General features: G+C 62.2%; 12 protein-coding genes and 1 pseudogene. 8 read left to right on the forward strand and 5 right to left on the reverse strand.

The genetic code is table 11. The annotated features are described in order from the left end of the window. Nucleotides 1-2 precede the first annotated feature (2 nt). The 4 genes from fdhF to MUU54_RS15570 all read left to right on the forward strand — a co-directional run bounded on the left by fdhF (nucleotide 3) and on the right by MUU54_RS15570 (nucleotide 5,780). Nucleotides 3-2,882, forward strand: coding sequence for a formate dehydrogenase subunit alpha (gene fdhF / locus MUU54_RS15555; protein ID WP_247244949.1), 2,880 nt, complete (start codon nucleotides 3-5; stop codon nucleotides 2,880-2,882). A gap of 9 nt (nucleotides 2,883-2,891) precedes the next feature. After that, a complete protein-coding gene (gene fdhD / locus MUU54_RS15560) occupies nucleotides 2,892-3,719 on the forward strand; it encodes a formate dehydrogenase accessory sulfurtransferase FdhD (RefSeq protein WP_376742106.1) in 828 nt (275 codons plus the stop codon). Next, a complete protein-coding gene (locus MUU54_RS15565; RefSeq protein WP_247244951.1) occupies nucleotides 3,709-4,053 on the forward strand; it encodes a formate dehydrogenase subunit delta in 345 nt (114 codons plus the stop codon). The genes fdhD and MUU54_RS15565 overlap by 11 nt, the downstream gene beginning before the upstream one ends. A gap of 71 nt (nucleotides 4,054-4,124) precedes the next feature. Further along, nucleotides 4,125-5,780, forward strand: a complete 1,656-nt coding sequence (locus MUU54_RS15570) for an OFA family MFS transporter (protein ID WP_247244952.1) — start codon at nucleotides 4,125-4,127, stop codon at nucleotides 5,778-5,780. A 143-nt stretch (nucleotides 5,781-5,923) separates the two neighbouring features. Here MUU54_RS15570 and MUU54_RS15575 read toward each other — a convergent pair whose 3' ends face one another. From MUU54_RS15575 to MUU54_RS15595, 5 genes and pseudogenes are all read right to left on the reverse strand, one after another. Continuing rightward, a complete protein-coding gene (locus MUU54_RS15575; protein WP_247244953.1) occupies nucleotides 5,924-6,403 on the reverse strand; it encodes a chemotaxis protein CheW in 480 nt (159 codons plus the stop codon). Beyond that, nucleotides 6,403-8,192, reverse strand: a pseudogene (locus tag MUU54_RS15580) (methyl-accepting chemotaxis protein). Before MUU54_RS15580 ends, MUU54_RS15575 begins: the two are co-directional and overlap by 1 nt. Nucleotides 8,193-8,386: 194 nt before the next feature. Beyond that, nucleotides 8,387-12,874: a translocation/assembly module TamB domain-containing protein gene (locus MUU54_RS15585; protein ID WP_247245035.1), complete on the reverse strand. Its 4,488-nt coding sequence runs from the start codon at nucleotides 12,872-12,874 to the stop codon at nucleotides 8,387-8,389. Nucleotides 12,875-12,922: 48 nt separating this feature from the next. Continuing rightward, nucleotides 12,923-14,824 carry an autotransporter assembly complex protein TamA gene (locus MUU54_RS15590; RefSeq protein ID WP_247245036.1) on the reverse strand — a complete coding sequence of 634 codons (1,902 nt, stop codon included), beginning with the start codon at nucleotides 14,822-14,824 and terminating at the stop codon, nucleotides 12,923-12,925. 192 nt (nucleotides 14,825-15,016) lie between these two features. Next, a complete protein-coding gene (locus tag MUU54_RS15595) occupies nucleotides 15,017-15,280 on the reverse strand; it encodes a YMGG-like glycine zipper-containing protein (RefSeq protein WP_247244954.1) in 264 nt (87 codons plus the stop codon). A gap of 285 nt (nucleotides 15,281-15,565) precedes the next feature. On the opposite strand from MUU54_RS15595, the gene MUU54_RS15600 reads away from it, so the two are divergent. From MUU54_RS15600 to hemA, 4 genes are all read left to right on the forward strand, one after another. Further along, a complete protein-coding gene (locus tag MUU54_RS15600) occupies nucleotides 15,566-16,057 on the forward strand; it encodes a (2Fe-2S)-binding protein (RefSeq protein WP_247245037.1) in 492 nt (163 codons plus the stop codon). A 104-nt stretch (nucleotides 16,058-16,161) separates the two neighbouring features. Beyond that, nucleotides 16,162-18,510 (forward strand): xanthine dehydrogenase family protein molybdopterin-binding subunit, encoded by a 2,349-nt coding sequence (locus MUU54_RS15605; protein WP_247244955.1) that lies wholly within the window; start codon nucleotides 16,162-16,164, stop codon nucleotides 18,508-18,510. 13 nt (nucleotides 18,511-18,523) lie between these two features. Beyond that, entirely contained in the window at nucleotides 18,524-19,321 is a 798-nt protein-coding gene (locus MUU54_RS15610; RefSeq protein WP_247244956.1) for an FAD binding domain-containing protein, read from the forward strand. 199 nt (nucleotides 19,322-19,520) lie between these two features. Then, complete coding sequence (hemA, locus tag MUU54_RS15615) at nucleotides 19,521-20,735, forward strand: 5-aminolevulinate synthase (RefSeq protein WP_247244957.1); 1,215 nt, start codon at nucleotides 19,521-19,523, stop codon at nucleotides 20,733-20,735. Nucleotides 20,736-20,759 lie beyond the last annotated feature (24 nt).

A 20,759-nucleotide genomic window follows, 5' to 3' on the forward strand; every position in this document is an offset into this window, starting at 1 on the left:
CGATGTCCCTAATTCATGAAATCGACTACGGCACCCCGGCTTCCCGCTCTGAAGCGCAGGTCACTCTTACGATCGACGGTCGCGAAGTCACTGTTCCCGCGGGGACATCCATCATGCGAGCGTCGATGGAAGCTGGCATTCAGGTGCCGAAGCTCTGCGCCACCGACATGGTGGATGCCTTCGGCTCCTGCCGGCTCTGTCTCGTCGAGGTGGACGGCCGGATCGGCACCCCGTCGTCCTGCACCACGCCGGTGGCACCCGGGCTTGTGGTTCATACGCAGACGGGACGGCTGAAGCAGATCCGCAAGGGCGTGATGGAGCTCTACATCTCCGATCACCCACTCGACTGTCTCACCTGCGCAGCGAATGGCGATTGTGAACTGCAGGACATGGCAGGCGCTGTCGGACTGCGGGATGTTCGCTACGGCTATGAGGGCGACAATCACATCAAGGCGCGCAACAACGGCGAGATCAACGCCAAGTGGATGCCGAAGGACGAGTCCAATCCTTACTTCACCTACGACCCCTCCAAGTGCATCGTCTGCTCACGGTGCGTGCGCGCCTGCGAAGAGGTGCAGGGCACTTTCGCGTTGACGATAGAAGGCCGCGGCTTCGACAGCCGCGTGTCGCCGGGCATGCACGAGCATTTCCTCGAGTCCGAATGTGTTTCCTGCGGCGCCTGCGTTCAGGCTTGCCCAACGGCGACGCTGACGGAAAAGTCGGTGATCGCAATTGGGCAGCCAGAGCATTCGGCGGTTACCACCTGCGCCTATTGCGGTGTCGGCTGTTCGTTCAAGGCGGAGATGCGGGGGGAGGAACTGGTGCGCATGGTGCCCTACAAGGACGGCCAGGCGAACCGCGGCCACTCCTGCGTCAAGGGCCGGTTTGCCTATGGCTATGCCAACCACAAGGACCGCATCCTCAACCCGATGGTGCGCGAGAAGATCACCGATCCCTGGCGGGAAGTGACCTGGGAAGAGGCGTTCGCGCATGTGGCCTCTGAGTTCAAGCGGCTGCAATACCAGTACGGCCGCGACTCCATCGGCGGGATCACCTCGTCGCGCTGCACCAATGAGGAGACCTTCCTCGTCCAGAAGCTGATCCGCGCCGGCTTCGGCAACAACAACGTCGACACCTGCGCCCGTGTCTGCCATTCGCCCACCGGCTACGGCCTCGGGCAGGCCTTCGGCACGTCGGCGGGTACTCAAAACTTCGACTCGGTCGAGCATTCAGACGTGGTTGTGGTTATCGGCGCCAATCCGACGGATGGGCATCCCGTCTTCGGCTCACGCCTGAAAAAGCGGCTGCGCCAGGGCGCAAAGCTCATCGTCATCGATCCGCGACGCATCGACCTCGTCAAGACGCCGCATGTCGAGGCTACCTACCATCTGCCGCTGAAGCCCGGCACCAACGTCGCCGTTCTGACGGCCCTTGCCCATGTCATCGTCACCGAAGGCATCTTCGACGAGGCCTTCATCCGCGAGCGTTGCGACTGGTCGGAATTCCAGGATTGGGCGGCCTTCGTTGCCGAGCCGCAGCACAGCCCCGAGGAAACGCAGAAATTCACCGGCGTGCCGGCGGAACTCGTTCGGGGCGCGGCGCGGCTATATGCCCAGGGCGGCAATGGGGCGATCTATTACGGCCTCGGCGTCACCGAGCACAGCCAGGGCTCGACCACGGTCATGGCGATCGCCAACCTTGCCATGGCGACGGGAAACATTGGGCGTCCGGGCGTCGGCGTGAACCCGCTGCGCGGGCAAAACAACGTCCAGGGCTCCTGCGACATGGGATCTTTCCCACACGAGCTGCCGGGCTATCGCCACATCTCCGACGATGCGACGCGCGACACGTTCGAGAAGATGTGGGGCGTTACGCTGAACAACGAACCGGGTCTGCGCATTCCGAACATGCTGGATGCGGCGGTCGAGGGTACGTTCAAGGGCATCTATATCCAGGGCGAAGATATCCTTCAGTCCGATCCGGATACCAAGCACGTCTCCGCCGGTCTCGCCGCGATGGAATGCGTCGTGGTCCACGACCTTTTCCTCAACGAAACGGCCAACTATGCCCACGTCTTCCTTCCGGGGTCGACCTTCCTGGAGAAAGACGGCACGTTCACCAATGCCGAGCGCCGCATCAACCGCGTCCGCAAGGTGATGAGCCCGAAGAACGGCTATGCCGACTGGGAAGTGACTCAGAAGCTGGCGCAGGCCATGGGTCTCAACTGGACCTACACCCACCCGTCGCAGATCATGGACGAGATCGCGGCCACCACGCCGAGCTTTGCCGGCGTGTCCTACGACTATCTCGAAACGATGGGTTCGGTGCAGTGGCCCTGCAACGAGAAGTATCCGGTCGGCTCGCCCATCATGCATGTCGACGGGTTCGTTCGCGGGAAGGGCAAGTTCATCCGCACGGAATATGTCGCAACGGACGAACGGACGGGGCCGCTCTTCCCGCTGCTGCTCACCACCGGGCGCATTCTCAGCCAGTACAATGTCGGCGCTCAGACCCGGCGGACGGAGAACGTCGTCTGGCACGACGAGGACCGGCTTGAAATCCATCCGCACGATGCGGAGCAGCGCGGCATCAAGGATGGCGACCGGATCAAGCTTGCAAGCCGCGCGGGGGACACGACGCTGCGCGCGTTGATCACCGACCGCGTGGCACCCGGGGTCGTCTACACGACCTTCCACCATCCGGATACGCAAGCCAACGTGATCACCACGGACTTCTCCGACTGGGCGACCAACTGTCCCGAGTACAAGGTCACGGCCGTCCAGGTGTCGCCATCAAATGGCCCGACGGAGTGGCAGCAGGACTACGAGGAGCTGACCCGGCGGTCCCGTCGGATCGTAGGGAAGATGGAAGCAGCGGAATAGGATTGGCGGGTGCGGGGTTTAGAGCCGAAAGCAGCTGTGAAGGAGATCGCATGCCGAGACGGCAGGATCCGCGAGGATATGCGGATCGTGCCGGAAGAAGTGCCGATTGCTCTCTCCTATGGCGGGTCCACGCATGCGGTGATGATGGGAACGCCGGCCGATCTGCAAGACTTCGCACGCGGCTTCAGCCTGACGGAGAGCGTAATCTCGTCCATCAGCGAGATTGAGCGGATCGATGTCGTCGAGGAAGCTAAGGGGCTCGATGTCCAGATCACGCTGGCGGAGGACAAGGAAGAGGCGCTGCGCCAGCGTCGCCGACACATGGCCGGGCCTGTGGGCTGCGGGCTTTGCGGCATCGAATCCATCGATCAAGCCATGCGCCCGGTGCCGCAGCTCTCGACGCTCTCGCTCAAACTCACGGGTAATCAGATCTCCGATGCCGTCCGAAGCCTCAACAAGTCCCAGCCGCTGCATCACGAGACACGTGCCGTCCACGGCGCCGGTTTCTTTGTGCCGGGCCGTGGTCTGGTAGCCGTCAGAGAAGATGTCGGACGGCACAACGCGCTCGACAAGCTCATCGGTGCCGTCGCAGCTCTTGGCCTGGATGGTGCCTCGGGTGCCGTGGCGGTGACGAGCCGGATTTCTGTGGAGATGGTCCAGAAAGCGGCCATCCTCGGCTCTCCGATCCTGATCGCCATATCTGCGCCGACGGCACTGGCTGTGCGAACGGCGGAGGAGGCGGGAATGACCTTGGTCGCGCTGGCACGCGGGGATGATTTCGAGATCTTTACACGCGCGGATCGCATCAACACGAAAGCCATTGCCCATGTCGCATGACCAGACGCACGAGAAGCTCATCCGGATGGCGAACCAGATCGCCACCTTTTTCCTGTCACAGCCCGAGGATGTGCAGGCCGAAGGTGTGGCGACGCACATCAACAAGTTCTGGGAGCCGCGCATGCGTGGGCACCTCTTCGAGCACATCGATGCGGGCGGCGTGGGGCTGCTGCCGTTGGTGATCAAAGCGTCGACGCTGATCCGTCGCCCCGAGGCAAAGGTGGGGGCAGGGGTCGGCGTCGGTCAGGATGCCGCGGCGGGGGCGCCGGGCGGCAAGGGCGTTGTTGCCGGAGAATCGCTCTCCGAGCCCAGCGTGCCCGACAGCGCAGCGTGATGTAGCGCCGGTCGATATGCCGGCTCTGCCTGAAATGGTTTTGTGTGCTTATTTTCCAAGGAGGGATTGGAATGGCAGTCGCAGGAACAACCACGGGGGGGCTGGCTGAGCCCGGCATTCTCGATCGAGAACGCATCATCGCAAAACCAGGCTTCAATCGGTGGCTGGTGCCGCCGGCGGCGCTGGCAATTCATCTTTGCATCGGCATGGCGTACGGCTTCAGCGTTTTCTGGCTGCCGCTGTCGCGCGCGCTCGGTGCCGATACGCCGGCCGCCTGTGCCGACATGAACCTCATCGGCGCACTCTTCACCACGACCTGCAACTGGCGCGTGGCCGACCTCGGCTGGATCTACACGCTGTTCTTCGTTCTTCTCGGCTGCTCGGCGGCGATCTGGGGCGGCTGGCTTGAGCGGGCGGGTCCGCGCAAGGCAGGCTTCGTTGCCGCCTGCTGCTGGTGCGGCGGCATTTTTGTCGCGGCGGTTGGCGTGATTACGCACCAGCTGTGGCTGATGTGGCTGGGCGCGGGCGTTATCGGCGGCATCGGCCTCGGCCTCGGCTATATCTCTCCGGTGTCGACGCTGATCAAATGGTTCCCGGACCGCCGCGGCATGGCAACAGGCATGGCGATCATGGGCTTCGGCGGCGGTGCGATGATCGGCGCGCCACTCGCCAACATCCTGATGAACACCTTCAAGACAGATACCTCGGTCGGCGTCTGGCAGACCTTCGTCACGATGGCGATCATCTACTTCGTGTTCATGGTCGGCGGTGCGTTCGGCTACCGCATTCCGCCAGCCGGCTGGCGTCCGGAGGGCTGGACCCCGCCGGTGGCCAAGAACACAATGATCACCACGCGTCACGTGCATCTGCGCAATGCTCACAAGACGAAGCAGTTCTGGCTGATCTGGGCGGTTCTCTGCCTCAACGTCTCGGCTGGTATCGGCGTTATCGGTATGGCTTCGCCGATGCTGCAGGAAATCTTTGCCGGTTCGCTGATCGGCCTTCCGGGTCTGACCTTCTCGCAGCTCGATCCGGGCCAGAAGGCGCAGATTGCCGCAATCGCCGCGGGCTTCGCCGGGCTTCTCTCACTGTTCAACATCGGCGGGCGCTTCTTCTGGGCATCGCTCTCAGACAAGATCGGTCGAAAGAATACCTACTTCGCTTTCTTCATCATCGGCATCATCCTCTACGCCGCAGCTCCGACGCTTGCCGACATGGGCAGCAAGGCGCTCTTCGTTCTGGCTTTCGGCATCATCCTGTCGATGTATGGCGGTGGCTTCGCGACCATCCCTGCCTACCTGGCCGATATCTTCGGCACGCAGTTCGTGGGCGCGATCCACGGCCGCCTGCTGACCGCCTGGGCGACCGCCGGCATCGTCGGCCCAGTGGTGGTCAACTACATACGTGAGGCCCAGATCGCTGCCGGTGTGGCGCCGGGACCGGCTCTCTACACCGGCACGATGTATATCCTTGCCGGCATGCTGGCGCTCGGACTGATTGCAAATGCGTTCATCCGGCCGCTCCCGGAGAAGTGGTTCATGTCGGAGGAAGAGGTTGCTTCGCTGCAGGCAAAGACTGCGGCTGCCAATGCTGGCCCGACCGGTTCCTTCGGGATCGGCAAGGGTGGCATGGACGCCAAGGCGCTTGCCGCCTGGGCCGTTGTCGGCATCCCGCTGCTGTGGGGAGTGTGGGTGACGCTGAAGAGCAGCCTGGCTATCTTCGGCTGATATAGTGAAAATGAAGGCGGCAAGCGCGCCGCCTTTGACAGGGTCACATCGGCATCGGCCTGAGCCTAGCACTGCCCAAAAGACCTAGAAATGAGAAGGCCGCCCGAGGCGGCCTTTCGATACTCCAGGATGTGGTTGACCGATCAGGCGGCCAGATCCTCAACTTCTGTGCCCTTGAACATCTTTGCGAGGTTCAGGAAGCAGATCATGCCGTTCTCGTTGGCGATGATACCTTCGGAGAAGGACTTGTCGAAAGAAGCAGAGATTTCCGGGACCGGCTGAACCTGGCTTGCCGGGATCGTCAGGATGTCGGACACCTGGTCGACCAGCATGCCAATGACCATGTTGTGAACTTCCGCCACGACGATCGCGCTGCGCTCGGTTGCAACTGCGCTCTTCATGCCGAGCTTCTGCGCGAGGTCGATGATCGGGATCACGGAGCCGCGCAGATTCATGACGCCGATCACGTCGGACGGGGCATGCGGAATCGGCGTCGACGGTGCCCAGCCGCGGATTTCGCGGATGGTTGTCGTCTTGACGCAGAACTCCTGGTCGTGGAGGCGGAACGCAATGATCTCAAGCGTTTCGCCGCCGTAGTTCGCAGAACTGGTTGTCGTAGCCATTAGAATTCTTCCCAACTCTCCGGTGCCTGGAGCAAGGCGGCGCTCGACGCAGCGCGGGCAACCCGGGCCTGAAGCTGCCTTGCCGGTGAGGCGGCTGGCTTCACGTCGTGATGCGATGCTGCCACCTTAGGCGAAGATTGTTGCGCAAATCTAAACCGCGCGAGAAGATCGCGCAGAACCTGTGCCTCGCGCGCGAGATTGTAGCGTGCGGCCGTCGTCTCCTCGACCATCGCAGCGTTACGCTGCGTGTTCTGGTCCATCGTGTTGACGGCGTGGCTGACCTCCCGCAGGGCGGTGGCCTGCTCTCGGGATGCTTCGATAGCAGAGACATTGGTGTTGATCTCCGCCACCTGCTCGACAATCTCCTCCAGTGCCTTCCCGGTCTGGCCGACGAGCGACACACCGCGGGACACCTGCTCCGTGGAGGTGGTGATCAGCGTCTTGATCTCCCGCGCGGCCTTTGCCGACCGCTGGGCAAGCTCACGCACTTCTTGGGCCACAACTGCGAAGCCCTTGCCGGCTTCCCCGGCGCGGGCCGCTTCCACCCCGGCGTTCAGTGCCAGGAGATTTGTCTGGAAGGCAATCTCATCGATGACGCCGATGATGCTGCTGATTTGTTCGGATGATGTTTCGATCTGCCCCATTGCACCGACGGCGCTGCGAACCACTTCGCCGGATTGCTCTGCACCCTTGCGGGTTCTGCCGACGAGCGATCCGGCTTCCTCCGCGCGCTTTGCGCTATCGGCGACAGTCTGGCTTATTTCTTCCAAGGCCGCGGCGGTTTCTTCCACCGCTGCCGCCTGCTGTTCTGTGCGCTTTGCCAGACCATCGGAGGCCTGGCGGATTTCGCCGGAGCCGGCGGCGAGGCCCTCCGCGTTTTCACCTACGGTGCGCATTGCCTCCCGCAGTCTTGCGATCGCAGCGTTGAAGTCCACGCGGATCTTGTCGAGGCTCGAGATGAAGGGCTTGTCGATGTCGCAGGTCAGGTTGCCCTCTGCCAGCCCCGTGGGGCCTGCAGCAATCTCGTCGACTGCCCGGGCACGCTCCGTGACGTCGGTCGCAAATTTGACAATCTTGAAGACCTTACCGTCGGCATCGAGGATCGGGTTGTAAGATGCCTGGATCCAGACCGCCTTGCCGTTCTTGCCGATCCGCTTGAACTCGTCGGCCTTCGGAACGCCCTGGGCGAGCTCGCGCCAGAACTGGCGGTAGTCTTCACTCTCGCTGAGCGAGGGCTCGCAGAACATGCGGTGATGGCGGCCGACGATCTCGGAGAGCTGGTACCCGAGGCAGTCGAGGAAGTTCTGGTTTGCAGAGAGGATCTCTCCGGTCGGTTTGAACTCAATAACAGCCTGAGTGCGAGATATTGCTTCGATCTTCCCTTGATCCTCGGCGGCCTTCATCTTTGCTGCGGTAATATCGCTGGCGATCTTGACGACCTTCACGACCTTGCCGCGGCGGATGACCGGATTATAGGAAGCTTGGATCCAGATCTCCGGCCGCCCTTGCCGATGCGCTTGAAGGCGCTAGAGAAGGATTCGCCGGTCCCAAGCCAAGCCCAGAAGTTCTTGTAGTCCTGCGAGGCGGCAAGGGCAGGCTCGCAGAACATGCTGTGATGCTTGCCTACAATTTCCGGCAGGTCGTAGCCGATTGCGTTGCAGAAGTTCTCGTTGGCTACGAGGATATGGCCAGAGACATCGAATTCGATAATGGCTTGCGATTTTGAGAAGGCTGCCAGGACAGCATGACTGTCGAGCCGAGTGACAGAAACGGCATATAAATGCTCCAGGATGAAGGGACTTCTCAGATGCGTGGCCCAACAGCTTGCGCGTCGCTCTTGGGTTGATCACGACCTGGGAAACGAGGGCGAGAGAGGTTCACTGCGCCGGCTCCGCCATTCGGATCATGCTGAACATAGGGTGAAGATGCCCGGCAACGATTTTCGTCCGCCAGCGTGCGCGCTCGGGGCCGAAGCCGCGCCTTCTAGTACTCGCGCTCGTAAAATATGCCGGCTGTCCCGCCTTCGGTGCCGGCTCCTGCTTTGAGCTTCACGCCGCGGCCGATGTCGAGGTTGATGGTAGCCTGAGCGCCGGCAGCGCCGCCCTGCTCCAACTGCAGGTAGGTTCGGTCGTTAAGGTAGCGACCAACCGAGACCGTGGTTTGGCCTGTGGAGTCGGTGTTGATGTCGAGGTCATCGACGCCCAGATTACTTCGTAGCGTTTGCAGCAGTGACGTGGAGCCACCGCCGGCAAGCTGACTGACGGCATCGGCAAGCTGGGCGATCTGCAGCGGCGAAAGGCGCGACATCGACTGGCCGAAAATCAGACGGGCTAGGACTTCATCCTGAGGAAGAGCGGGCGAGGAAGAGAAGCTGATCTCCGGATCATTTGCCAATCCCTCGACATTGACTGTGATCGTTGTCTGAGCCGAAGTTGTCGTTGCCTCCAAATCGAGAACGGGAACCAGTCCGCCGCCGAAGGTGATGCGACCAGACGTGAAGTCAAGCCGCTTGGTAAGGATGATGATGCGGCCGCGCCGCATCTCGAAGGCGCCGGAAACGATGGGTGCAGCCGTCGTGCCGGTGATGGTCAGATCGCCACCCAGTTCCGCGTCGATCCCACGGCCGCGTACGAAAATCCCATTCGGCGCGTTGAGCGTCAGGTCCAAGCCAAGAGGAACGGAGGTACCTTCCGCCTTTTCCGGCTGCAGCTTGGCGACCTGCTTCACCACTGCGGGCGGCGGGCGACGATGGCGGACGTCCACTTCCGCAAGCGATGTCGGCAGTTTCGCCGGAACAGCAATTGCCGCTTCGTCCAATGTCACTGTACCGGCGAGAAGTGGGCCTCCGGTGAGGGGGCCTGTCAGCGTCAGCGTGCCGTCGGCTGTGGCAGAGACGATCGAACCATCGACATAGGTTGCGTCATCCAGGGTGATCGTGAGGTCGGCCGGGAAGCCCGAGCCCGGCAGGATGCCGACCGTGCCGGAGACACTGATGTTCCCGCCGGTGGCAAGTTCGCCGGAGAGGTTGGAGATCACCGCCTGATTGCCGTTGAACGTGACGTTGGCGGTAAGATCCTCGATCGCGATGTTGCGACGGACATCAATCAGCCTTGCACCTGAAGCGCTCGCCGACCCCGTGATGGAGGGCGCTGAGGGCGTGCCGCTAACCGCAAGGTCGACATTGCCCGTTCCTTCTAGGACGAATCCTTGATTGGCCAGCTGCCCCGCGAGAACCTCAAAGGGAATTCGGCCCTGGAAGTTGAGGTCCAACGATCGATCGCCTGTCAGCGAGATCGTCCCTCCTCCGGAAAGGGAGAGGCTGCTTTGTCCCGAAAGGCTCGTGTTGAGAGTAACGCTATCGCCGGCATATTCTCCCGTGGCGCGGACCTGGAGCGGCGAAAGTCCGGCAGATGCTGTCTGTGAAACAGCTGCGTCAGACCAGGTCAGATCATAGCGTGCGGTTGGCTGCTCGGGCGTGCCGCCGGCGACGATGTCGCCTGAGATGGTACCACCAGCACCGAGTGCCGGCACGAACGCATTGGCAAGGCTTGCCGGCACCGAGCCTAGCCTGGCGTTCACGTCGAGCGTCGGCGGCGCGTTCTCATTAAGCACCACGCGCCCATCTGCCGAAACGTCAAGCCCGCCACCGCCTGCCAAGCGCGTCTCCTCCAAGAGGAGAGTATTGTCGGAAAAGCTGCCCGAGGCCTGCAGGTTGAGGGGGCCTACGCCCACGTCCCTCGTTTGCTGCAGCTGCGCATCCGACCACTCGAGATCGTATTGGATGGAGGGTGCCGTCAGGGATCCCTTCGCACTGATGGTGCCGGAGATAGCTCCGGCGGCATTGATGGCGGGCACGAACGTGTTGATCAGGCTCGCGGGCAGCCTGTCGATCTCGGCCCGCACATCGAGCCCTTGGCCGACCGTTCCGGTGACGCTGATCTCGCCATCACCAGTCGCCAGCGTCAGGTCGGAGAGGCGCGCGCCGCCATCGACGACGGTGACCGTGGTCGGAGACGCAAGACGGAGCTGGATGCCGCGGGGGGCCGCAGCAAAGCTCTGCAGCGCAACCGTAAGCTCTTCCCCTGTGCGGACCGTCGCCTCGGCGGTGAGCGGGGCATCATCATACTGAGCCTCGAGGGCGACCTCAGTCGCGCCGTTCTCGTAATTGAAATCGAGATCGAGTGCGGTAACAGCTGCCGTCTCCGTTCCAATGCGCGCCGCCCGAATGGTTCCGTCTGCCGCCAGCTGCGAGATGTCCGGGATCGTCAGGTCCACCGTCGGTTCTACGACTGCCAGCTGGCCCCGGCTGATGCGGCTGCCGGTCGCCTGAACGGTTGCTGAAGTGGCATTCTCGCCCTTTGTGAAGGTTACGCTGCCGCTCAGGTCCCCCTCCGCTTCTTGCGCAGCAAGGGCTGCGAGGAGCGAAACATCGGGGAACTCAAAATTGATCGTGCCTTCGGGGACAAAACCGGGAGAGAAGCTCAAGGCGCCGTTCAAACGATTCGGACCAACTTCGGCTTCGATCTCCGGAGCAACCGTTCTGCCGTCGGACGAAACAAGATCGGCATTGATGCGGAGCGGCTGGCCATCGATTGTGCCCGTGGCGGCTATCTCTCCGCTCGGAGATTGCGGATCAGCGGTGCCATTTACCGTCACCTGCAGATCCTCCAGCGCCCGCCCCGCCAGTCGCGCCTCGGCAGAGTTGACGACGGCGTTGACGGAAAGCACGTTGAGTGGCCCTTGCGCTGAGAGCTCGAACCCGGCTGCCCCCCCGGCATTCTCCACCCAGCGCCCGATTTCGGGAATGCGACCGGCGAGATTGGCAGTCAGCTGCTTGTCTTGCAGGCTGGCGCTGCCATGCGCTTCAATCGCGTTGGACGTGAGGACGATGTTTTCGACCGTCATGTTTCCTTCGCCCGTCCGCTCGACATAGCCTTCCGCGGTGATCTTGTTTTCAAACCGCCCTGCCAGTGTCGGCGGCAGAGCGGCGGGATCCGCCGTCAGGCGGAAGTTGCCGCTGACCTGCTGCGTGGCGGTGTTGTAGGCGCCGCTGACCGTGCCGCTGACGCGCCCACTGTCGAAGGTTGAGGCATCAAGACCGATCGCCGGGAGGTCGAGCCGCAGAGGAGCGTCAAGGGTTACCGGCCCCTGCACAACGCGGTCGATTTGCTCGTCGGCAAAATCCGTTTCCCCGACGCGGAGCCGGGTGCGTATGCTTCCGGACCTCTCGGCGATGTTCAAGTCTTCGCTTTCGGCTTGCAACCGGATCTGCCGGAAGCTGCCGAAGGGCAGGTCGGCGGCCGGTATGGCTGCCGTGGCGTTGAATCGGGCGGAGGTTGCTGCACCGTTCAGCGTAAAGTTGATGGTGTCGACGGTGAATTCGCTCTGCTGTCCGGCAACCGGCCAAGCAATCTGAACCGGGCCATTGGTGCCGGTCAGGCTTGCGGTAAGGCTGTTCTCGCCCTTGGGGTCCCAGACGCCCGAGGCCACGCCGTTCACGGCATCCGAGCTAATTTCGCCGCTGTCGATCGCGATGCGTCCGGCAGGGCTGACGTTGGCAGCGACATCGATCGACGTGGCCCCCTGAAACAGCGGACGCAGCGCCGGTGGCAGAAGCTCAGCCAGTTGGCCGCCGCCGGTCACGGCAATGCTTCGGCTGCCGTCGGGCAGCATCATGTGCTTGGCGTTGACGTCGATCACCTGCTCGCCGCTGACGCTGCCGGTTAGGTCGCCGCTCCAGTCGGATAATGGGCCCTGGCCCTGAAGCGCCAGATCAACCGCCGGTGCGCCGGGAAGACGCAGCAGCCGGGCGAGAAGTCCGCCCTCGGGCTCCGACACAGTGGCGTCGATCGAAAGGCGGTTCTCCGCCGGCGCATACAGCAGGTCCACCGATGCGCGTGCATCCGGTTCATCCTTGCGCCGCGCCTGAAGGTCGACGGCAATGTCTGGGCCGGTCGCGTCGATCGAGCCCTGGAGGGAAAGAGAAGAGTCGCGGCCACTCAGTGCAGGTCCGAGATCGATGTCCGGCATGTGGATCTGCGCCACCTTGACTCCGACCGGCAGCGAGAAGCCGGAGCCGGATTCGTTCGTCACGGGCTCGGTCACTTCCGATGGCTCCGGTGCCCGCAACACGTTGATGTCGCGAACCGAGACATTTTCCGCGCGAAAGACGCCGTTCAGCAGCGCAGTTGGCGACCAGTCGACATCGATGCCGCTCAGGTGAGCGTAGGGGCCTTGGCTGTCGGAGAGGGTCAGTTCATCAAGATGCAGGTCACCGCTCAACAAGCCTTCGGGCCGCGAAATAGTAACGGTGCGGTCGGGGGTGGAAATGATCTGCGACACACGTTCTGCCGCAATCCTGCCGCCGACGGGGGTGAGGCCGACGAACAGCACGACGCCTAGCCCCATCAGGAGAAGGATGGCCAGAGCGGCCCCAACGATCATCGCGATCCATTTCAGCAAGGGAACCATCACCGTCACGTCCGATAGTATTGCGGTCTGGTCAGCAAAGCCGACCTGTTAAAATGCCTGCCCGATCCCAGCATAAATACCGTATTCGCTGCCGCCCTCATAGGGCTGGAGCGGCAAGGCAACATCGAGGCGCAGCGGCCCGAACGGCGTCGCGTAACGGATGCCAATGCCTGCACCAGCACGAATATCGGAGAAATCCGGCACGATCTCGGTCGAGACAGTGCCGACGTCGATAAATGGCACGATACCGATGTTCTCCGTTACCCTTGCCCGCACCTCGAAGGATGCAAGCGCATAAGACCGGCCGCCAAGTGCCTCATTGGCATCATTATACGGGGAGATCTCTTGATAAGCATATCCCCTGACTGAGCCACCGCCACCCGCGAAGAACCTGCGCGTGGCGGGAATGTCGCTCAGTTCGTCGACTCCAATGAGTGTGCCGGCTGCCAAGCGGCCCGCAAGCACGAGGTTGTCTTCCTCACCGAAACCGAGATAACCCGAAACAGATCCCTCGAACGACGAGAAGATGGTGCCGTTGTAAGCTTCATAGGTGGGATAGGCCGCAATGGTTGCGCGATAACCTTCCGTCGGGTTCAACTCGTTGTCGCGCGCATCGCGCTCAAAACTGATGGGCGTGCCGAAGGTCAGATATTCGTTCTCGCCAAAGGCGTCGTCGGTCGCAACCCAGGCGATCTCCCCACCCGCCTTCAACAGGTCGGTCTCGTTCAGCTCGTAGGCAATGGCAGCCGTGCCGATGACGCTCTGCGCCTCGTAGCTTTCCGGCGTTTCGCTGAGCGCCCGCAGCCGGGCTTCGAAGGTGGCCTCGGGCACGAAGGCGCCTGGCTTGATGTAGGTTATGCCGGCAGAATAGTTGAAGGTTTCGACATCGGTCGTGGCCTCGATGCCTGAGACCTCCCCTTCAATTCGCAGGGACTCGGCCTCGCCGAAGAGGTTGCGATGGCCCCAGTAGGCCTGCAGTCCGGCGCCGTCGAGCGAGGAATATTCCGCGCCGAAGCCGAAATACCGGTGCTTGCCCTCGGAAACCTCGATCGTCAGCGGCAGCGTGCCTGCCGGTGTGAGTTCGTCTGCTTCCTTGATCGTGACGCTGGAGAAGACACCAAGTTCGCGAAGCCGCTCGGAAGCCTTCCTGAGCTGTTCCGGAGAATATCGGTTCCCTTTGTCGAGGCGGGAATAGCTAGCGATAAAATCCGGCTCGACCGTGCGCGCGCCCTTCACCGAAACGGTGCCAAGATCGGCAACGGGGCCGCCAGTGACCCCAAGGGTCACATGGACCGTCTGGGTCGGATGATCGGCCGTCACCTTACGCTCCGTCAGCCGTGCAAGGGGGCGTCCTCCTGCCTTCACGTCGACCAGGAGCTGTTCGCCCGCCTTGAGGATAAGCCTCGATCCTGCTTGCTCGCCGACGATCAGATCATAGTTGGCAGGGTTGCGGCCGGCAGCGGCGCCTTCGAAGTTCACGGAGCCAAGCGCGAAAGGTGGACCGGGCACGACAGTGATCGTGACGGGAACCGGCTGGGTTTGATCGAAGGTGGGGTTGATAGGAAGCTCGTCCAGATCCCGTCCCTGGATCGTTATGTGCACGGTGCCGCCGTAACGTGCGTCTTCGTAGAGAACGGCCACGAGACGGTCGCGATCTTCCCGCGCCTTCACGACGAGGCCCAGATCACCGGAGACCGGCTGTTCATCGTCGTTTACCAGCGAGGCTGCATTCTGGAGACGTTCAGCCAGGTCTTCGTCGGTGGTCCCGGTATCGATCGCCGCATTATAGGCGACCGGATTGATGACCTCGATCTCTTCCTCGTCTTCGCCGAACAGGGTGATGCCAAAGACCTTCAGGGCGTGAGCGTCCGATATGGAGCAGAGAGCGAGGACGCTTGACGATGCGACAAGCAATGCTGCTCGCCGCAACTTCTGCGCACCGCCTGCCATCCCTCTTAGAACGCTTTTGCTCAACGCTTACTCGTCGCCTGCCTGTGCCGATGTTGCTGTCTGCCCCGGTGGCCTGTGTAGCGGCAAACGGCGGAGGCGAATACCTTTTTTCATAATTCTAATAGACATCGACAGGAGAAATGCCCCGGAGTGTGCTCCGGGGCAACATTTGCGCTCATCGCTGAGCCTGCTTCAGTATCCGCGCGGGCAATCGTCGATGTATCGGCGTCCATAGCGGTCGCGGTAGTAGCATTGGCCTGGCTGTTCAGCGACCGAGCCGATGAGAGCGCCCGAGACGCCGCCGATTGCTGCGCCGACCGCGGCTCCGCGGACGTCGCCGGTGGCAAGCCCGCCAATGACGGCACCCGCGCCGGCACCAACCGCGGCGCCCCGCTCCGTCTGCGTGCAGCCGACCGCCAATACGCTCAGGAAAAGAAGTGCGAGAGCTTTCTTCATGAGGATCCTCCAAGATTGCGAAGACAATAATGGCTGGCGCGGCAATGCCTTCGCCCCTGGCTCCCGGTCAGCGCATCAACTGGAACAATAGCCCACGAGAGCGGCATGTCCAGATGCAGGCCCAAAGAGGCATGAAGCCGGGACTTGATCTCTGTCAGGAAAGACGCTCATGCGTGCGCGCATTTGAAAGAAAATGCTGTTCCGGCCCCCAAACTAGAGGTTGATCGCTCTTCGAAAAAGGCAAATGATGCCGGCGTGTCTGGAGGAGACACAAGGAGGACCATGATGGCGAAAGTGACGCTGACGGTGAATGGCCGGACGGTGAGCGGCGAGTGCGACGACCGCATGCTGCTTGTGCATTTCATCCGCGAGAAGCTCGGGCTGACCGGCACCCATGTCGGTTGTGATACCACACAGTGCGGCACCTGCGTGATCCACATGAACGGACGCTCGGTCAAGAGCTGTTCCCTTCTTGCGGTGCAGGCATCGGGTGCAGAGATCACCACCATCGAAGGGATCGCGGCACAAGGCGAACTTCATCCCGTGCAGGCAGCCTTCAAGGAGCATCACGGCCTGCAATGCGGCTTCTGCACGCCCGGCATGGTCATGACCGCCGTCGATATGATCGGCCGCCACGGCGGACAGCTGGACGAGGCGACGGTGCGCCACGAGCTGGAAGGCAACATCTGTCGCTGCACTGGCTACCAGAACATCGTGGCAGCTGTTCTGGCCGCCAACCAGCAGATGCACGGCGCAACCCGCCAGGCTGCCGAGTAAGAGGCGAAGGCAGTGGCGCGTCCGGTGACTTCGATCTGAAGCCATCCGCCTGCCGGCCACTGCCTTGAGCCAGTCCTTGTCCTGTTTCTCTGGAGGAGAAGACTATGGGTGTTGAGGGAATTGGTGCGCGGGTGACCCGCAAGGAAGACAAGCGGTTTCTGACCGGCAAGGGCCGCTATACCGACGACATGACCGTGCCGGGCATGAAATACGCCTGTTTCGTCAGAAGTCCTTACGCTCACGCAAGGATCACCGGCATCGATCCAAGCGCCGCGCGGGAGATGTCGGGCGTCATCGACGTGCTGGACGGAAAGCAGCTGCAGGCGGACGGGATCGGCAACCTGATCTGCGGCTGGATGATCCATTCCAAGGACGGCTCACCAATGAAGATGGGGGCATGGCGTCCGCTGGCTGTCGATACCGTGCGCTATGTCGGCGATGCGGTCGCGATCGTGGTTGCGGACAGCTATCTTGAGGCGCGTGATGCCGCCGAAGCGGTGGCCGTGGACTATGACGAACTGCCGGCGGTGACCGAGGCGATCGCCGCCATGGCGGACGGTGCGCCGCAGCTTCACCCCGAAGCTCCTGGCAATCTGATCTTTGACTGGGAGCTGGGTGACGGGGCCGCCGCGGATCAAGCGATCGCATCGGCTGCGCATGTAATTGAAATCGAGATTCACAACAACCGGCTTTCGCCCAACCCGATGGAGCCGCGCGCCACGCTCGGCATCTACGACGCGGCGGAAGATCACTACACCTGCTATACGACGAGCCAGAACCCCCATGTGGCGCGACTCGTGATGAGCGCCTTCTATAACGTGGCGCCGGAAAACAAGCTCAGGGTGATCGCGCCGGATGTCGGTGGCGGCTTCGGCTCGAAGATCTACATCTATCCGGAGGAGATCGTCTGCCTCTGGGCGTCAAAGAAAACGGGCGTGCCGGTGAAGTGGACGTCAGATCGGACGGAAGCGTTCCTGACCGATGCGCATGGGCGGGACCATGTGTCGACGGCCAAGATGGCGTTCGACAGCGAGCAGCGCATCACGGCCTTGAAGGTCGAGACGGTTGCCAATCTCGGTGCCTACATGTCGCTCTTCTCTTCGGCCGTTCCGACTTATCTCTACGCGACGCTGCTTTCGGGCCAGTACGCCATCCCTGCAATTCACGCCAACGTCCGCACCGTCTACACCAATACGGTGCCCGTTGACGCCTATCGCGGCGCTGGCCGCCCGGAGGCCACCTATCTGTTGGAACGGACAATCGAGACGGCGGCGCGGGAGCTCGGCGTCTCGCCGGCAGAGTTGCGGCGCAAGAACTTCATCCGCAGCTTCCCCTACCAGACGCCGGTCATCATGAACTACGACGCCGGCGACTATGAAGCCTCGCTGACCGCCGCTATGGAGGCCGCCGACTGGGCTGGTTTCTCGGCACGCAGGGCGGATGCTGAATCGAGGGGCAAGAAGCGCGGTATCGGCATGAGTTGCTATATCGAGGCCTGCGGGATCGCGCCTTCGGCAGCCGTCGGTTCGCTCGGTGCCGGCGTCGGCTTGTGGGAATCGGCCGAAGTACGGGTCAATGCCGTCGGAACGATCGAGGTACTGACCGGCTCCCACAGTCACGGGCAGGGGCACGAGACGACGTTTGCGCAACTCGTCGCGGAGCGTCTGGGCGTTTCGATCGACAGCGTCAACATCGTCCACGGCGACACCGACAAGGTGCAGATGGGGATGGGAACCTACGGCTCCCGTTCCGGTGCCGTGGGCATGTCCGCGGTCGTCAAGGCGCTCGACAAGGTCGAGGCCAAGGCCAAGAAGATCGCCGCGCACATGATGGAGGCGGACGAAAGCGACATCGTGGTCGAGAACGGCGAATTGAAGGTGGCGGGGACAGACAAGACGGTGCCCTGGTTCCAGGTGGCGCTGGCCGCTTACACCGCGCACAACCTTCCTGGCGGTATGGAGCCGGGGCTGAAGGAAACGGCCTTCTACGATCCGGCCAACTTCACTTTTCCGGCCGGCTGTTACATTGCGGAGGTCGAGGTGGATCCGGAAACGGGAAAGACCGACATCGTCCAGTTCGTTGCAGCGGACGACTTCGGCAACATCATCAATCCACTGATTGTCGAAGGTCAGGTCCATGGCGGTCTTGCACAGGGGATCGGGCAAGCCTTGCTCGAAGAGGTTCGCTACGATCCGGAGTCCGGCCAGCTGCTGACGGCGAGCTACATGGATTACGCCATGCCGCGCGCCGACGACCTGCCGTCGTTCAAGCTATCGCATCAGAACACCGCGTGCCCGAGCAACCCGCTCGGGATCAAGGGATGCGGCGAGGCCGGCGCGATCGGCTCTCCTCCAGCGCTGATGAATGCCATCACGGATGCCATCGGCAACAATTCTCTGACTATGCCCGCCACGCCGATGAAGGTCTGGCAGGCATTGCAGTCGGCGCACTGAGGAGGGACGGGATATGTATGAAACAAACTATCATCGCGCATCCTCCGTAGAGGGCGCCATCAAGCTGAGAGGGGACCACGAGGAGGGCCGGTATCTGGCGGGCGGCATGACGCTGATTGCCACGATGAAGCAACGGCTTGCCGCTCCGAGTGACCTCATCGACCTCCGGCACATCCCCGACCTTGCCGGCATTTCCATCGACGGCGGCAACGTCCGTCTTGGTGCTGCCACGCCCCACGCAGAGGTTGCGAGGTCAGAGGAGTTGCGCGCCGTCTGCCCCGCCCTTTGCAACCTCGCCGGCATGATCGGGGACCCGCATGTCCGCCACATGGGGACGATCGGAGGTTCGATCGCCAACAATGATCCGGCGGCCGATTATCCGGCCGCCATGCTGGCGCTGGGGGCGACGATCATCACCGATCGCCGCTGGATCACTGCCGACGAGTTCTTCATCGGGCTGTTCGAGACTGCACTCGAGGAAGGCGAGATGGTGACCGCCGTCACCTTCGAGGCGCCGGAGAAGGCGGGCTATGCCAAGTTCGCCAATCCCGCCTCCCGATACGCACTCACCGGCGTCTTCGTCGCAAAGAGCGCCGATGGGGTGCGGGTGGGCGTTACCGGAGCCGGCGCCAACGGTGTGTTCCGTCACACGGGTATGGAGGAAGCTCTGGAAAGCAATTGGGCGCCTGACTCCGTTGCCGGTGCCGACGTAGACCCGGAAGACATGCTCTACGACATGCACGCCAGCGCTGCTTACCGCGCAAACCTTGTAAAGGTGATGGCAAAGCGGGCCGTTATCGCCGCGGGTTGATCAAGAGTGGGAGAAGCCACTTCGGCGGCTTTTCCCCTCCCACTTGATGCGGATCAAGTTTCCATTGCACTCTACGAGCTAGGTCAGATCTGGAACCGCTCCAAACACGTCCAATTGCCGCAGTCTGGATTTATTCAAATGTGCAGGGTTGACGAAATGCGAGCGAGAAACCAAAACCAGTCAGGTTCTGGAGTGTGACATGGATTTCGAGGCATTTTTCAAGGGCGAACTGGACAGTCTTCACCAGGAAGGCCGTTATCGTGTTTTTGCCGATCTTGAACGGCATCGCGGCAGTTTTCCCCGCGCCACGCGTCACACGCCTGAAGGTCCCAAGGAAGTGACCGTCTGGTGTTCCAATGATTACCTTGGGATGGGCCAGCACCCCGCCGTCATCGCCGCCATGCACGAGGCGATCGATCACTGTGGCGCGGGTGCGGGAGGCACCCGGAATATTTCTGGCACTACCCACTACCATGTTCTTCTGGAACAGGAACTTGCTGATCTGCACGGCAAGGAGGCATCGCTCGTCTTCACCTCCGGCTACATCTCCAACTGGGCGACGCTCGGCACGCTCGGCCAGAAGATCCCCGGCCTCATCATCTTCTCCGACGCACTGAACCACGCGTCGATGATCGAGGGCATTCGCTACGGCAAGTGCGAGCGGGTGATCTGGAAGCACAACGACCTGAACGACCTTGAAGCGAAGCTGGCGACCGCTGATCCCAATGCGCCGAAGCTAATCGCGTTCGAGTCCGTCTATTCGATGGATGGCGATATCGCTCCGATCAAGGAGATCTGCGACCTCGCCGACAAATACGGCGCGATGACCTATCTTGACGAGGTGCATGCGGTTGGCATGTACGGACCTCGCGGCGGCGGCATCGCCGAGCGCGAAGGCCTGATGGACCGGTTGACGATCATCGAAGGCACGCTTGGCAAGGCATTCGGCGTCATGGGCGGTTACATCGCCGCCTCCGCCGCGCTTTGCGATTTCATCCGCTCGTTTGCCTCCGGTTTCATCTTCACCACGGCCTTGCCGCCGACGCTTGCGGCCGGTGCCATCGCTTCGATCCAGCACCTGAAGGCGAGCCCGTTTGAGCGCGTCCGTCACCAGGACCGGGTGAAGAAACTGCGTGGGCTGCTCGACGCCAACGGCATTCCGCACATGCATAATCCGAGCCACATCGTGCCGATCATGGTAGGTGACGCGGCCAAGTGCAAATGGATCTCCGACATCCTGCTGGACACGTTCGACATCTATGTCCAGCCGATTAACTACCCCACGGTGCCGCGCAAGACCGAGCGCCTGCGCATCACCCCGACGCCGCTGCATTCGGATGGTGATCTGGAGCGTCTGGTAGATGGTGTGCACCAGCTGTGGTCGCGCTGCGCGCTCGCCCGCGCCGTCGCCTGATCCAGGCGCAACAGCTGAGACAAG

The organism is Pseudorhizobium tarimense (assembly GCF_022968135.1).
In the GTDB taxonomy this organism is placed as follows: domain Bacteria; phylum Pseudomonadota; class Alphaproteobacteria; order Rhizobiales; family Rhizobiaceae; genus Neorhizobium; species Neorhizobium tarimense.

What these genes read in the sequence shown, in the direction of transcription:
- MUU54_RS15585 (WP_247245035.1), bottom strand. Translation starts at nt 12,874, where the DNA reads ATGGTTCCCTTGCTGAAATGGATCGCGATGATCGTTGGGGCCGCTCTG.
- fdhF (WP_247244949.1), top strand. Translation starts at nt 3, where the DNA reads ATGTCCCTAATTCATGAAATCGACTACGGCACCCCGGCTTCCCGCTCT.
- MUU54_RS15595 (WP_247244954.1), bottom strand. Translation starts at nt 15,280, where the DNA reads ATGAAGAAAGCTCTCGCACTTCTTTTCCTGAGCGTATTGGCGGTCGGC.
- MUU54_RS15610 (WP_247244956.1), top strand. Translation starts at nt 18,524, where the DNA reads ATGTATGAAACAAACTATCATCGCGCATCCTCCGTAGAGGGCGCCATC.
- MUU54_RS15590 (WP_247245036.1), bottom strand. Translation starts at nt 14,824, where the DNA reads ATGGCAGGCGGTGCGCAGAAGTTGCGGCGAGCAGCATTGCTTGTCGCA.
- MUU54_RS15565 (WP_247244951.1), top strand. Translation starts at nt 3,709, where the DNA reads ATGTCGCATGACCAGACGCACGAGAAGCTCATCCGGATGGCGAACCAG.
- MUU54_RS15600 (WP_247245037.1), top strand. Translation starts at nt 15,566, where the DNA reads ATGGCGAAAGTGACGCTGACGGTGAATGGCCGGACGGTGAGCGGCGAG.
- hemA (WP_247244957.1), top strand. Translation starts at nt 19,521, where the DNA reads ATGGATTTCGAGGCATTTTTCAAGGGCGAACTGGACAGTCTTCACCAG.
- MUU54_RS15605 (WP_247244955.1), top strand. Translation starts at nt 16,162, where the DNA reads ATGGGTGTTGAGGGAATTGGTGCGCGGGTGACCCGCAAGGAAGACAAG.
- MUU54_RS15570 (WP_247244952.1), top strand. Translation starts at nt 4,125, where the DNA reads ATGGCAGTCGCAGGAACAACCACGGGGGGGCTGGCTGAGCCCGGCATT.
- MUU54_RS15575 (WP_247244953.1), bottom strand. Translation starts at nt 6,403, where the DNA reads ATGGCTACGACAACCAGTTCTGCGAACTACGGCGGCGAAACGCTTGAG.